At 34.0% G+C, this 14776-nt stretch carries 15 protein-coding genes; 1 reads left to right on the top strand and 14 read right to left on the bottom strand.

What is annotated here, in order from left to right:
* The gene (locus AM608_RS09925) at window positions 1-1338 is read right to left on the bottom strand and encodes a PKD domain-containing protein (RefSeq protein WP_053581633.1); all 1338 of its coding nucleotides are present in this window, start codon (window positions 1336-1338) and stop codon (window positions 1-3) included.
* Between the two features lie 568 nt (window positions 1339-1906).
* Here AM608_RS09925 and porV point away from each other — a divergent pair.
* A complete protein-coding gene (gene porV / locus AM608_RS09920) occupies window positions 1907-3010 on the top strand; it encodes a type IX secretion system outer membrane channel protein PorV (protein WP_053581632.1) in 1104 nt (367 codons plus the stop codon).
* Window positions 3011-3125: 115 nt separating this feature from the next.
* On the opposite strand, the gene AM608_RS09915 is transcribed toward porV, so the two are convergent.
* From AM608_RS09915 to AM608_RS09855, 13 genes are all read right to left on the bottom strand, one after another.
* Window positions 3126-3569, bottom strand: a complete 444-nt coding sequence (locus tag AM608_RS09915) for a hypothetical protein (RefSeq protein WP_053581631.1) — start codon at window positions 3567-3569, stop codon at window positions 3126-3128.
* Between the two features lie 189 nt (window positions 3570-3758).
* On the bottom strand, window positions 3759-4067 hold the full coding sequence (locus tag AM608_RS12640; RefSeq protein ID WP_253273475.1) for a hypothetical protein: 309 nt from the start codon (window positions 4065-4067) through the stop codon (window positions 3759-3761).
* Window positions 4068-4232: 165 nt separating this feature from the next.
* The gene (locus tag AM608_RS09905; RefSeq protein WP_053581630.1) at window positions 4233-4472 is read right to left on the bottom strand and encodes a hypothetical protein; all 240 of its coding nucleotides are present in this window, start codon (window positions 4470-4472) and stop codon (window positions 4233-4235) included.
* A gap of 98 nt (window positions 4473-4570) precedes the next feature.
* Window positions 4571-4792 (bottom strand): hypothetical protein, encoded by a 222-nt coding sequence (locus tag AM608_RS12280; RefSeq protein ID WP_053581629.1) that lies wholly within the window; start codon window positions 4790-4792, stop codon window positions 4571-4573.
* 88 nt (window positions 4793-4880) lie between these two features.
* Window positions 4881-5126 (bottom strand): hypothetical protein, encoded by a 246-nt coding sequence (locus AM608_RS09895; protein WP_053581628.1) that lies wholly within the window; start codon window positions 5124-5126, stop codon window positions 4881-4883.
* 6 nt (window positions 5127-5132) lie between these two features.
* Entirely contained in the window at window positions 5133-5312 is a 180-nt protein-coding gene (locus AM608_RS09890) for a deaminase domain-containing protein (RefSeq protein ID WP_053581627.1), read from the bottom strand.
* A 34-nt stretch (window positions 5313-5346) separates the two neighbouring features.
* Window positions 5347-5592, bottom strand: coding sequence for a hypothetical protein (locus AM608_RS09885; protein ID WP_053581626.1), 246 nt, complete (start codon window positions 5590-5592; stop codon window positions 5347-5349).
* A gap of 6 nt (window positions 5593-5598) precedes the next feature.
* A complete protein-coding gene (locus tag AM608_RS12635; protein WP_053581625.1) occupies window positions 5599-8553 on the bottom strand; it encodes a deaminase domain-containing protein in 2955 nt (984 codons plus the stop codon).
* A 22-nt stretch (window positions 8554-8575) separates the two neighbouring features.
* Window positions 8576-11185 carry a T9SS type A sorting domain-containing protein gene (locus AM608_RS09875; protein ID WP_253273474.1) on the bottom strand — a complete coding sequence of 870 codons (2610 nt, stop codon included), beginning with the start codon at window positions 11183-11185 and terminating at the stop codon, window positions 8576-8578.
* A 729-nt stretch (window positions 11186-11914) separates the two neighbouring features.
* A complete protein-coding gene (locus AM608_RS09870) occupies window positions 11915-12334 on the bottom strand; it encodes a lipocalin family protein (protein WP_053581624.1) in 420 nt (139 codons plus the stop codon).
* Between the two features lie 549 nt (window positions 12335-12883).
* Window positions 12884-13447, bottom strand: a complete 564-nt coding sequence (locus tag AM608_RS09865; protein ID WP_227915219.1) for a hypothetical protein — start codon at window positions 13445-13447, stop codon at window positions 12884-12886.
* 15 nt (window positions 13448-13462) lie between these two features.
* Window positions 13463-14308 carry a hypothetical protein gene (locus AM608_RS09860; protein WP_053581623.1) on the bottom strand — a complete coding sequence of 282 codons (846 nt, stop codon included), beginning with the start codon at window positions 14306-14308 and terminating at the stop codon, window positions 13463-13465.
* Window positions 14309-14478: 170 nt separating this feature from the next.
* Window positions 14479-14658 carry a hypothetical protein gene (locus AM608_RS09855; RefSeq protein ID WP_053581622.1) on the bottom strand — a complete coding sequence of 60 codons (180 nt, stop codon included), beginning with the start codon at window positions 14656-14658 and terminating at the stop codon, window positions 14479-14481.
* Window positions 14659-14776 lie beyond the last annotated feature (118 nt).

Genomic DNA, 14776 nt, shown 5'->3' with positions numbered 1-14776 from the left:
TTAATGATTTTTTTGCATTTTAATATCAACAACTAAGTAAGATTCCGCACCATTGCTTACGTATTCCTTTATCTTAATAGCTCCTTTTCGCCCGTTAGCTGTCTCAAAAAGCACAATTCTGTTTGTCATTTCCTTATTGAAAGGAGCTTTGTTACTATTAGATTTAATAGACAATGAAGATAGAGTAGTTCCCGAAGAAAGCGCATCGAAATCAGCTACTGAGAAAAACACCTGCCCCTTATTCTCTTGTTTGTTGATAAAGTAACTTTTTGTAGCATTGGGAATAGGGTCAAAAACAGCTGTTTGTGCTTCATCTGGTGATAAGAATACATTATAAGCAAAAGAAGTGCTCTGCCCGAAATACACAAAATCAATAAGCTTGCCGTTCTCCGCTGTTACTTCATTAGGCTTTAGTACTTCCCCTAAAAAAGAAGAAAAATAGCAACCTACTGTTTTATTAGTATTGATACCTAATTTTATATCTGTAAAGGTAATAAGATTATCACCTGCTGTTACCGTAAAGTTCTTTCTTTCAGATAAAGTTTGCTTGTCGTTATTAGCTGTAAGCTCTATCTGATACGTTCCTGCGGTAGGAAGTATAAACGATGGATTTTCATCGGTGCTCTCTTGCTGAAAAGCCCCGCTACTCACTTTCCAGCGATAAGCAGTGGCATTTACCGATTGGTTTTTCAAGAACAAGCGTACAGGGGCTTGTGTATTATGAGGGTATTCATTGGTCATTTCAAAAGCAACAACTAAAGGCGCACGCACTACTACTGTTTTCTCCATTACCCGACGCTGAGAGTGGTTACTCGCTTCCAATCGCAATGTAAATACCCCCCCTTTTTCAAAGGTTACCGTAGGATTTTTCTCCGAACTATAAGCAGGCGTTCCTCCTTCAAACGACCATTGATAAGTAGTCGCTCCCTCACTTTGGTTGCTAAGAGTAAGCGTAAGAGGTGCTATATCACTCCCTTGTTGAGTAAAACTAAACAAAGCTGATAGCTCAGGGTAAACTGTAAACGATTTTTGGAAAGTGCGCGCCTCACCGTCTAAATTGGTGGTATGTGCTGTAATAGTATAAGTACCAGGCTCGGTATAACGAATATCCTCGGGATAAAAGGCATTAGAAGAAGTATAACTGCCATTAGGAAATTCCCACTGAAAAGCATCAGCTCCTGTGATTTTGTTTATGATGCGCACTTGTGCTGGAACATTGTAATTATCATCTACCATTGCAATGCTAAAATCACCCTCAATAGGCATATTTTGCTCTTGCTCACAAGCAAAGCAAAACCATAGTGCTAAACAAATTACTATCTTTAAAACTAAACGCATTGTATCATATTCTAAAACGGCTACAAAAGTAACACTTTTTATAGAATAAACCTAAAAAACATTTACTTTTTTAAGTCTAATATGTCATTCTTAACCCTCTAAGAACTAAAAAATCTGCTAATTCCCCCTACCCTATGATTCACACCTGTCTATGCGACTCTTGCACTTTCTCTTTCTTTCGCCTCGAAACCTCGTTTTTGGCATTTTTGGTGTTGTTGTATTATATTATGAATCAACTACTTATATACCCTTTCTATACCAATCGTCCAAGATTCGTATAAGCTTCCTATAAGCTCTCTATAAGCTAACCACACCCTCCTCACAGCCTTTTCTCTCCCAAAAACCTCCCAATACACTTTTTATATTTTTCGTTTTCCTCCGATAAATCAGACCAGTCCGATTTGTCCAACAAGTAAGACCTATTAAAGAACCTTTTTTATCACTACACTTTTGCTAATTTCCTCATTTCCTCATTTTCTAATTCTCTAATTTTATAATTTTCCCCTCCTCTTTTACAAAAAATTGTACAATTCAACTATTTGATGTATCTTTGCAAAAATACTATAAAATGAACTGCACTCGGTTATTTTGTTTCCTCTGTGTGTTTCTGTTTGCGAAAACACCCCTCTTTTGTCAAGAAGAAAAGTCTATTTCTACCGCTTTTCCGTTCTTAATCCTTAATTCTGATGCTATATCAGCAGGAAAAGGAGAAGTAGGGGTAGCTTCCTCTCCCGATGTGTTTTCCCAAAGAGTGAATGCTTCCAAATATATCTTTCTACCTACTTCTTCAGCAGTAGCCATTAATTATATGCCCTTCACTCATAGAGCTGTGCGCGATGTGTTTTTAGGGGGGATTACTTTTTACAAAAAGAGAATACGCGATGCTTTCGGGGCAAATTTCTCATATTTCAGTATCGGTGATGTCAACTTAACCCAAGACATAGGGCAACAATCGTATATGTTAGGCACTTTCAAGCCTACTGAGCTTTCATTGGAGGGCTCTTATAGTTTGCAATTAAGTCAATCGTTCGCTATGGGGGTTACCTCTCGTTTTTTAAGTTCACAACTATCTATTCCTTCGCAAGGGAAGAGTGTAGCCCGAGCATTAGCTTTTGATATAGCAGGCTATTTTTATTCACAAGAGCACTTTATTAGTAGTTTGTTATACCGATACACTTGGGGATTCCAACTTTCTAATGTGGGAACAAAGGTGAAGTACGACGACTTGGGCAGGTCTTTCTATCTTCCCACCCAACTGAAATTAGGAGCAGGTTTTTTATTGCAAACCGATAGTTATAACGAGTGGGAACTCTCGATAGAAGCACAGAAATACCTTGTGCCTACCCCTAATGAGCAAGGTGTCCCCGACAAAGATATTATAGAAGCCTTAATAACCTCTTTCTACGATGCTCCTAATGGTTTCCGTGAAGAGTTTCACGAGATTAATTGGGCAGTAGGTTTGGAATACAAGTATAACCAATCATTTTTCTTGCGCTCAGGATTCTTCTACCAACACAAGGACAAAGGCGACCGAAAGTTTCTATCCATAGGAGCAGGTTTTGCTTTTAACAATTGGCAAATGGACGTAGCTTATCCTTTTTCGTTCTCCACCTATAACAATCCATTCAACACCTTTAAAATTAACCTCATTTACCGCTTTGGGCAACAATGATTATTTTACAATCATCTTCTGCACCATCACATCTCTTCCCGTTTTTTAGCTTTAAGTGTAAAACCAAGTAATGAACAGAGAATTAATATGACAAGACGGAAGTGCATTTATTTTATTAATGGTTCATTTCATATAAATTCCTTATCTCCAAGTAATTAAAGGATTCTCCTCTTAATCTATAATTCTCTTTAATGATAATAGAAAAATCTTTAGCTGTAATAATCCAATTCCAATATTGATATGTATTGTTTATATCTATTAACTCCAATAGAAAATCATTCATCTTTTGTTCTCTACTAAGACACTTTATGTAATTTGTTTCCTTAAAAAGAAAGTTAGAATAATTATCATAAACCTCCCTTGTTGAGTTAATAGCCTCATTAAAAGAAAAGAAGCAATAACTCAAATACGAAATCTGATTAGTTTTATTCAATGGGTGATGAATGCCTAAAATAGCATTATATATAGATAACATTAGTCTGTTTCCAGAAACAAATATCTCCCCTACATAGGTTTCAAATAAACCTATTTCATTATAATATCCTTTAATTTCTTGCATTAAAATATAAAGTTATCAGTATTTAACCATTCTTCTAAAAAAGGATTGTAGTCATTCATACTTATATGCTCTAATGAGATAGGAGAATTTTTATTAATCACATAACTACATTTAAAAGCATATATAAAAAGTAATCCATCATATTTTAATCTATTATAAATTCCCATACCTCCAAATTCAAAAGGAAAATTATGTTGAAAGATATTCTCTAATTTCAATGTTTGGGAGAGAGAGGCTACAAATCTTTGATTTTTTTTGAAGATGTATTTTTTTTTCTAACTTACTTACCTCTTCAAAAAGAAAGTAAGATTCTTTTATATAAACCCCCTCTTTATCTTCTATATTTAGATATTTCAAAACATCTTTATTTTCTACATACAAATTCAATACTGGTATTCTTAGTTTATGATTTTGAAAATCACAAACTTCAGTTCCTATCCAGCTAGTTTCAAAGGTATAGAAATCAGACATTTCTTTATCTATATTTTCAAATATCATACTACTTCTTTTTTAAAATAATTGTTTGTAAACTATTTTTATCAATACTCTCCTTCATTCCTATTTTACCAATCCATTTCTCCTTTTATAGCTGAATAGATTTCCTCCTAAATCTTGAGTCAAATTATTTAATACTCACTATCTGTTATTCATAGCAAAGTACTACTAATCTATTTCTCGTCTTTCTCGAAGTTTTTGTATTTCCATTCCAAAATGATAGCCGATATCAAAAATATCTGTTAAAGCAAATTTTGTTGATGAAATATCAACAAAATTTACTTCATCATAAATTATGTTTTCAATTTTAAAATCAGTATCATAGGTCTTATTGTACCAATTTAAAACTTCTTCTAAATGTTTTTCATCATCACAAATAATACTAAAAGTTACTTTTTTATAATTCATATCTATACTTTTTATTTTGCACTATCGATTAAAGTTATTTTTACATTTGGAAACACCTCATTAAACTGCTGTATTCCTATACAAGAGAAATAATAGTTTTATACATTTTTTAAAGTTAATCTAGTATATAAACAACCTAAATCAAAGATATCTGCTAATGATATATTCCCTTTAATCCTAGCAAAATTCACTTCATCGAATATATATTCTACTAATTCAAAATCAGTAGAATATGTCTGATTATATATATTTATAGCCCTTTTTATAATATTCTCATTATCACAAATTATTTCAAAAATTAATTCTTTATTTTCTTCCATAATATTTTATTTTACACCATCGATTAAAGTTATTTTTACATTTGAAAACATCTCATTAAACTGTTGTATCACTCCTTGATAATCTATTTTACCAATCGATTTCTCCCTTTTCTCTCATTAAGTGTTCAATAACAGAAAGCCTATGACCAAGATTAAATAAGTCCTCTGGATAATATTTTGAGACTCTTATCTTACAAAAAATAGCTTCATCATCTATTATTTCTACTATTTCAAAATCTGTATTATTATAATTGTTATGTTGTTCTATAGCCTTATTCAAGACTACATAATCCATTACCATTACCTCAAAAATTAATTCTTTATTTTCTTCCATAATATTTTATTTTACACCATCTACTAATATTAACTTTATATTTGGAAACATTTCATTGAATTGTTGTATTATACCTGTACAAGATTTACAATACTCTAATTCTGATATTATTTTTAATTCTCCTTGCATTTTTCCATATACTCTTCCTTTTTCTGCGCCCAATTCATTAGCCAATCTATTAAGCATTTTATATTCGCTATCAATATCTCATAGTCAAGAATTACCAGTCTATTTCTCCATTTTGTCTAAGTTTATCTTCTAAAACAGCTAAGCTATATCCTAATCCAAATATATTTTGAATTTTCCATTTAGTTACCTTAATATCACAAAAAGGTACATCATCATCAATTATATTGATAATTTTAAAATCTGTTTCAAAAAACAGATTATAATTTTTAATTTCTTTTTCCAATATATCTGGTGATGTAACCATTATCCTAAAATTTAATTCTTTATTTTCTTCCATAATATTTTATTTTACACCGTCTACTAATATTAATTTTATATTTGGAAACATTTCATTGAATTGTTGTATTATACCTGTACAAGATTTACAATACTCTAATTCTGATACTATTTTTATTTCTCCTTTTATAGCTGAATAAACTTCGCCACTTTTTGCTCCTAAATCTTGAGCCAAATTATTCAACATTCTATACTCACTATCTGTTATTCTTAACCAAGTATTACCTCCTTTTCCCATAGCTTCTATTGCCTTGAAAATATGTATTTCATCTTTAGCTCTTTCTATATTTATACTTCTCCACATTTTATTATCTACTATTTTCCCATCTATAGTTCCTTCTAAATATCCTACGTTTCCGCCTTTTACTTTATTGGTAGCTCTGTAGTTTTTAATTTTCTGTGCGGCTTCTGCTACTTCATCAGCAGTAGCTTTAAAGATATTTTTGACCCCGTTCCAAATCTCTCGTTTTACAACTTTATCTGCGTTCTTAACAACAACTTCAGTAGCTACTTCTAATTCTTTTGCCGATCCCTTTAAAACCTTTTTGCTTTTCACTATAGCAGTAGTAGCGTTTTTCCCCGCTTTTAAAACTCCTTTACCTGCCTTATAAAAGCCCTTACCTACTACTGTAAACGTTAGCCCTGCTTCAATTACAAGTGATGTACCCGCTACAAGACGACTTCTTTCTTCTCCTTCAAAATTCTTCCCTGTAATTAAAATATAGCCACTTTCTATAGGAATAATATAATCTACTACTGTAAATAGGAAATTGCGTAATTCATCAGGCATCGGGGCTCTTTTAAACTCCCTAAAGTCAGGGAAAAAGCGCTCCCATTTTTGAGAATTAGGCTCATATACGTAAAAGTATTCTTTGTCGTGATCTTGTGATAAAGCATTGGCATACACATTATATTGAGTATGGAAGAAATAAAAGACTCCTCCTTTTGCTTTATACATCGTACCATTAGTACACTCTTGATATTCTATATAATCAAGATTGTATTGCCCAATTTTACCAATGCCTCCTTTTGCTTTTTTCCATTCTTTACAATGAGTAGTAGAAGTATTAGTGCTTTCGTGTACAAAATCTTCTAAATATTGTTTTATGTCAGCAATTGCACTCTGTTCACGTTGTGCAATTTTACTTAGAATCTCAGTTTGTCTTGCATTAATCTTTTTTGTATTCTCTAAGTCTTTTTTACCAACACTATTTCCTGCAAAACTTTTTTGCTGTTGAAGTTTCCTCAGTTCATTAACTTCTTCTTTTGTTATTAAAGGGTGTTTCTCTGTAAAACTTTCTACATCATTATAAACCGATAATGTTTTCTCCCATTGAGAGATATTCTCTTTAGTTTTCTTGTCATATTCTTCTTTGTCTATTTTATTTTCAGAAAGCTGTTTTTCTAACTTTTCTTGATTCTGAACTATCTCCTCTTGTTGTTTGCCTACATTCTTTAATGAATTTATAGCGTCACTAAGTGTTTTAATAATAGGCACTTCCACCACATTTCTCTCCGTCTCATCATAAGTCGTTACTAACTTCCCCTCTATGAGTTGACGTTCGGTGTTGAGCTTGATGCCGTTAAACACTACCTTTATCTTAGTGTCTTGCAGATAAGGTACTTTCACATAGCCTTCTCCTGAGTATATGCCATTGCTGCCCGTAGCGTTGAGCACGGTTACGGGGAAATCGCCTGCCGTAAAGGTCGTGTTAGGATATAGGTTATCCTGTAGTGGGTTAGTGTTCTTGATGCGTATTTCGGGTTTTACCCCACATTGCACTTGGCTCTTTTCGTCTATCTGCTCGGTGGTGGTAAACTCTTGTTCGGTGCTATACACATAGCTATCTTCACCAAAAACTGAGGTACTATTGGCTGTGTTTAAACCACAAGCTACACCTACTTTGTAGATGTAGGTGCGTCCGCGTTTAAGGTTCGTGAGCTTGGCATAGGGCATACTCACTTTTTGCGATCTCCACGTCTTGCCTTTCTCGCGGTACATCACCTTGTAAGGGTATTCCTGATTAGGCATCATCGCCTGAGCACTCCATCGCAATTGTGCCGAGGTGCTCTCGGTTATCGCTGTGAGGAACTTTGGCGCTTCACAATGAGAGACTAAATCAAAGTAAAATGTCTCGGAGTTGCCGTTGTTTTTAAAGTACGACTGTTCGTTAGGGTTATTGGGGTTATTTGTAAAAGCTCGTACCTGCCATACGTAGCGCTTGTTTTCCAATAGGATGGGCATCATATTGGTATACTGCAACGCAGGGGCATTGGTTTTGGTTTGGTATACTAATCTGCCGCTCATAAATGCCTCTTCGGGCACTAAAGCTAAATCCCATACTTCTTTGAGGGTGAACTCGTACTGCATAAAGGGGGCTACATCGCGAGGCATCCATTGGAAAACAATATGCTGAAAAGCGTTCTTTTTGGTAAGCACTTCTCCTTTTTGAGGCATTGTAAGTACAGGGGGTGAGTAGCGTCGCACTTGTATCATCGCGCGTCCTTTGTTGGACACGGGGCGACCTGTAGCTATGTCGTAAAGTGATAAGCCAATAAAATAGGTGCCTTCAGGAAGTAGCCCATTGTAAGTCGCCTCATTAATACCGTAGAGATTCTCGTAGCGCAGTAGGGTTTTAAAATCTATATTGGTAAGTGTACGTCGTACGCCTGGGGAGAGGTTTACCAAATAGGGGGTAATATAATCGGGTGTTTGAGCAATGACTTGTCCTTGGAAGTTTTCGAGCGAGAATCGTAGCGCAAAAGGTCGTCCGCCGGTAGAGAGGTCTTTGAGCAGGAAATGTGCTTGTATTTTCTGTTCAAAGGTGTCGGCATACCCTCTGAGGCTCTGAGGATAAGGAGGGGTAACGAACACTTGTACATCCACAGGATATTGCTGAGCTTGCAGGGTAAAGCTCAGCAAGGTGAGAAGGAGGAGTATGTAACGACGGAGGAGGGGCATTTTAATGACAAGTTACGAATGACTAATGATTTACAATCATTTTTTGAACCATTACATCACCTCCTGCTTCTAAGATTATCAAGTATTGACCTGATAATCTACTATTTGAAACAGGAATATTGAAAGTTGTACTTTCAGGTTGTTCAATAGGAGGGATTACCATTTGACCCAAGATGTCCATTCCGTAAATTTTTATAGCGGCAGGTTTTTTGAGTTTCACTTCTATGCGGAAAGTACCATTGTTAGGGTTATCTACAATTTTGAAATCATCTATAACTACTTCTTTAAAACTGTTTTCTTTACCGATGCCCAATCGGTCTTTTTCGACCCAAAGTGTTTTGTATATAGTCTTCTCACATCCGTCTAATAAGCCTTTTAAGCCTATGGTATAAGTACCTTCTTTAGGAAAACGCACTTCTGCTCCTCCGTTTTCTTCTTTGATAAGCGTAACTTCTTGAGGTAACACCCATTGGGTAGTAATGCTATGAGATAAGTTTATCAGTTTTACTGTATAGTTATAGTAAGCATTGGTTGCTGCCAAAAAGTCTACCTCTAATACTTTATCACTTTGCAACACCTCAAAAGTAGTCGCCTCTCTGCAACCTTTTTGGTCAGTAATTTCTACTTTATAGATACCTTTTGTTGATACTGCAAAAGTAGGTTCAGTACTAAGGAGGGTACCAGTACTATCTGTCCAACGGAAAGTAGCTGAAGGGAAAGCTGTGCTTAAATCAAACGAACGACTATCGCCTTGGCATATTGTGATTTGTGAAGGGATATTGATAACTGTTTTTTCAGGTTGCAATACTTCGTAAAACTGTTCTAACGCAGGACAATCGCTTTGGTCACGGAATACTGCTTTGTATTTACCTGCTTTTAACCCATTGATAGTTTTACCACCATTGGTAATACGTTGTGAAAGAAGATTCCCCTGAGCATCATACCACGAAACACTTATATTTCCTTTACCTCCTGAGAGTGTAAGCGCTATCTTACCATCATTGCCCTCATAGCAGGTTACGGGATTGATGATAGCATTGTTTACCTCTACTTCCTCAGGATAAGAAAGTACTACCTTTTCTTGCACAGAACAACCGCGACTATCACTTACAGTTACGAAATACTTCCCAGCCGATAGACCTGTGATATGAGCTCCTGAATGACCTGTATTCCAAAGATATGTATAAGGAGGGGTACCTCCAGAGGCTATGGCAGTTGCTTGTCCCCCATTAGGAGCACTACAGGTCATTTCTGATTTAGTAACCTTCAAGTAAAGAGGGTCAGGATAAGTAAGAGTATAAGTTCCAACAGCTTTATTTTCATTAGCATCTATAACTTCTACTTGATAGATACCATCTACAAGATCTGTAATAGTCTTATTTCTTGTTTCGGTATATGGTTTGTTAAATCTTTTCCATACATATCTGTAAGTAGGTACTCCTCCTTTAGCATTTACCGTCAGCGTACCATTACTATTGATGCTCGAATTATTATTGGGGTCACTATTACGAGGGTTACAACTGATAGGTGTAGCTTCAATGCTATTTATAATAAGTTCATCAGGCTCAGTAATGGTAATTTTCTTAGTAAGCGTACAACCATTTCTATCTTTAATAGTAAGCGTATAAGTATCTGCCCCTAAAAAATAGTAAAGAGCTAAAAACTCCCCCTTTTTTTCTCCTGTCCCCATATGAAGAGTGTTAATAAATTCTCCATTACTTGCTTGCAACTGAGTTGTATATCTATAACTATCGATCGGAGTCCCTCCGGTAATAATTGCTGAGATCATACCATCTTTACGCTTATAGCCCTTAGCATGTGTGATGAAGTTTACTTTCCCTTCATTAACAATAGTAATAGGCTTTGCTGGACCTCCTATTTTTACAACCACAGGAGATACTTTCCCATTTTTAAGAATCTGGCAATCGTTCTTATCGGTAATAGTAAGGGTGTAAGTACCAGTGGGTAAATTTGTAAGAAAAAAACTATTCCCACCAACCGTTACAGGAGGCTCGTCATTCTTAACGTATTTATAAGGAGGGGTACCGCCTAAGACTCGGACTTCTATTTTTCCTTTGGTATCTCCAAAACACTTATTGTCTGTTGGAAAAGCAGAGGCTGTAAGAGGTTTAGGAACAGTTATGGTAAAAATACCTTTGTGTTGTGCATCATCTGTATATAAGGGAATATCTTTTCTTTGCCCATTATTGTTTAGGTAGTAAAATTTTCCCATTATATCTATCTGATAATTAGTAGTTACAGAAGCAGTACGAAGTACCACATTATCTATGTGGTCGTGTTGTAAGAAATATTCTGTTAAATCTTTAGGTAAACCATCAATATCCCCTCCTTTTTCATTCTCCCCTGCTTTTATGAAAGAAAAACCATTGAATACTTCCCCTAAATAAGCCTCTCTATTTTTCTTATATTGTTCTAAACTACCTAATAATTTCCTACTGAGCTGGATAGTAACAGTAGCTGTAGTTTCATTACTATTACATAAAGGAGATTGGATATTTTTTATTGTAATGAAGGGAGCTGCTTGTGTAACAGTAAGAGGGATAACATTATTCAAGGGACAACTTTCTCCTCCTCTTACTAAAACTCTAAAATTTATAGTCTTCCCTATCATTTTTTCTGCTTCTTCTTTAAAAATTTTCTTAGCAGAAGTTCGAATAATATGTGGAGAAATCCAATTACTTATATATTCTGTAGAAGTAAAATCTCTCCACCCATATATAGGATGTTCATATTGAAATTTGTATAAATTTCTATCAAACCCTTCCTTTGCAACTAATAGAATTTCTGAGTCTATAGGCAAATAGCTATTGCTTTTGCCAGAAGTACTTATTGATTTTAAAGTAAGTGATGGGGTTACATTAATTCTAAAAGTAATATTAGTCATCCTCGGGGAGTGAGTATCTATTTCAAAGTACTGATTGGGGCATAAATTTAAAGGAATATTCTCTTCATAATGTGCATCGGTTCCTACTTTAAAGTTTACAAATCCTTTAACGTGAATGCTAAGAGGTTTCTTATTAATTCTAATTGGAGGAAGAAAAAGATTATTCTCTTTAGAACCATACCCCAATTTCTGACGGTATATTTCTTTACTTCCTCCTTCATAATAAATTTTTATAGAAATATAGGAAGATGTTTTACGTTTAACTTTTCTTCGGACATCATAGCTTAAATTAGTTAGTTCTATATTATATAAATAATCCTGAGCAAGTATAGTGGTAGTTGTTATGAAAAATAATATGAAGTAAAGGACTTTCTTCGTCATTGTAGTAAGTTTAATATTCAATTATTCAGAAAAGCTCAAGAAATAAAACCTTTCCTGAGCTTTTAAAAGATGCATTTATCGTTTCTCATAAGTATCTATTGAAGTCACTTCTTCTCCATCTTCATCTTTTTCTGTATAGGTAAGTATTAATTTATTTCCTGAAACAGAAAATGTATACACAGATTTGCCTACTGTAAGTTTATCTCCTAAGATAGAAAAGGTATTTTTAGATTCTTTTATAGTACAATTATTACTTATATTCAGTGCCTCAAATATTGTATAAGAATCTTCTGTGATAACAATGTGTTCTTGTTTATCACATTCAGTAAGTTTTACATCTTCTCCTGCATCTGTACTTGATACAAGATACCACGTTCCAATTAATGCTTTTTTTGCATCATCCTGGGGGTTTGGGCTGTCGTTATTGCTTTTTCCACACGCCGTGGCTAATAATAATGTTAAGGCTACAAAAGCCAAAGTAAAGATTTTTTTCATCGTATATTTTTTTTAAGCGTTATTAATGCGACAAAGGTAAGCTATTTTTGTGAGATGTGCAAATAATATGTGAGATATTTTTCTTACAAATCTACTTATTCCCTTTCTGTACCAGAAAACTTATCTAAAAAAATATTCTCTCCTTCTCTCCTTTGTTTTTCTTTCGCTTTATTTCCCTAAAATCACCGCTAATTCTTCACTCTTAGCTATTCATTATCAGTTCTTTATACACCCTTTCTATACCAATCTTCCAAGATTCGTATAAGCTTCCTATAAGCTCTCTATAAGCTAAGCATAAGATTCCTTCAAGCAAAAAGCACCTTCCCCATTTATTTATATTTTCGTTTTCTTATCTTTTAAAAGTAATAAAGCTACTAAGTATTCTCCTTTGGCTTTCTGTTGGTTGTAAATTTAGCGATGACTGCGTTTTGTTCAGGGCTATAGGTAGAAAGGTCGCCAAACTCGTTTTCTGTGGGCAAAGTGCTGTTTTTGAGTTGGTCGCTAATATCAAAAGGTTTTTCAATATGTCAAGGAACATTATTTGTTTTTTCAGAATTTTATAGCGTTAGACATTGTATCCATTTGTTTAGTAAGAAAATCCCCGTAAAACTTATTAGAAACAGTTGTCAAATCATTTATATCACGAAAGCCATAGTTATCATTTGAGTGAATTAAAGTATCTATCATCTTGTCACAATCAAACTGAGCTATGATATAAGGGTATTTTTTATCTCTATCTCTTTCCTCATTAAAAAGCATTAAATGTTGAACTAAAAGAACAATATTATTCTTTTTATCATAGATTCCAGAAAAATAATATAGGTCTGGTGATACTTTTTTTATATCAACAGAATCTGTTTTTACAAATATACAATATCTATTTCCACTAATTTCTACAATTTTAAATATCTGACCCGATATATAATAAGAAGTATTTTCTTTATATATATTCCAACTATTCTGTTCTTTTTTAGAATTATAGCAACTTTCATAAAACATCAAAAAACACATTATCCCCAATAAGGTTATTATTATTATATTAGCTGTCTTACTCGTCTTTATTACCATAGTTCTATTACCATTATTTTTATAAAACTTTTTATTTTCTCCCAATTATTTTTAGGAGTATTAAATGAGTCTCCATTTATAAAGTAATTCTCCCTTCCCATAAGTAACACTTCCTGTTATTACAGTAGAAACTCCCGCACCAATACCTATATTAGTTCCTATAGAGAACACATTCCAATCACTACCTTCTGCTATGGTTCCTGAAGTTCCCACAGAAATATCTACCCCTGCTGTTATTGAACCAGAACTAGCACCAGCCTCTATTCTTTTATATGTGTAATCTCCTTCAAATTTTTTCTGATTTCTCTCCCTGTGATTCCAAGTTACGAAATGAGATTTTGATCTATTAACTCCTGCTCCTACCGCCGAGATAGCTCCTACTCCAAATTCTCCTCCTTTATAGGAATATACATATCCTGCATTCTTTCCTCCCAAGAATGTAACATTTCCAAATATTCCTCCTCCTTCTAATTTAATACCAGAATTAGCTTCTATTCCTCCTGATATTTCAAGTCCTACCCCAACTCTATCTCTATTGGCGTTCACTACTTCTAATGCTTTATTTACAATCTTAAAAGCCTCTTCTATTTTATCTTTAGGTAAAATAGTCTCTAACCAACTTTTATCCACAGTACCTCCTTGGAAAGCAGGTTCTAATAGAGCATCTTGATTGGTTGCTGAAAGTGTTATAATGTCTTGTTTAAACTCGTTGTTTTTCTTTTTCTTGTAAAGATAGTCATAATACTTTTCTAACAAACGAATCTCTAAACTTTGTCCTTCTTTTTCTTGATAGTCTTGAGGAGTGTTTATCAGTTTTTGGGTCATAGTGTTTATACCATAGGCACTTCCTATCACTAACTGCCCCCAATTATCCGTTGGGTCCGCATTCTCTAGCATTTTCTTCATTACACGTTTGTATATCTCAATATCTTGCTTTTTAGAGAAAATTACTAAAGTAAATTGAATTTAGAGATTTTATATATGTGCTAACTAATACTTTATCTGCTTTAAGAAGATTTTTTCATTCATTCTCTTCAATGTATTTTTGGAACTTTACTTGGAACTCTTCTTCTTGATTAGTGACAGCTCTTAATTTTTTTTATAGGTATAGATTTTATATCTACCTCTTGTCCCTTTTCAAAAGTCCAATTTTCTATAATATAATATGTAGGAGAAAAATCTTTTATAATTATTCCATAGGAACCATTCATCAGATTATCACTATTAGCAATAATCCCTAAATCATATAATTTCATCTTATTTAGCAAATCCATCAAAAGGTGTTTTCTTTGTCTTAGCTGTTAATTCTATATCCGCAAAAGGGTACTGCTGAGCTTTAACTGTAAAACCAAGTAATGAACAGAGAATTAATAT

Origin of the sequence: Capnocytophaga sp. oral taxon 323, assembly GCF_001278825.1 — a bacterium.
Taxonomy (GTDB): Bacteria; Bacteroidota; Bacteroidia; order Flavobacteriales; family Flavobacteriaceae; genus Capnocytophaga; species Capnocytophaga ochracea.
The sequence above is the reverse complement of the archived record's forward strand: the minus strand, read 5'-3'. Positions and strand labels throughout refer to the sequence as shown.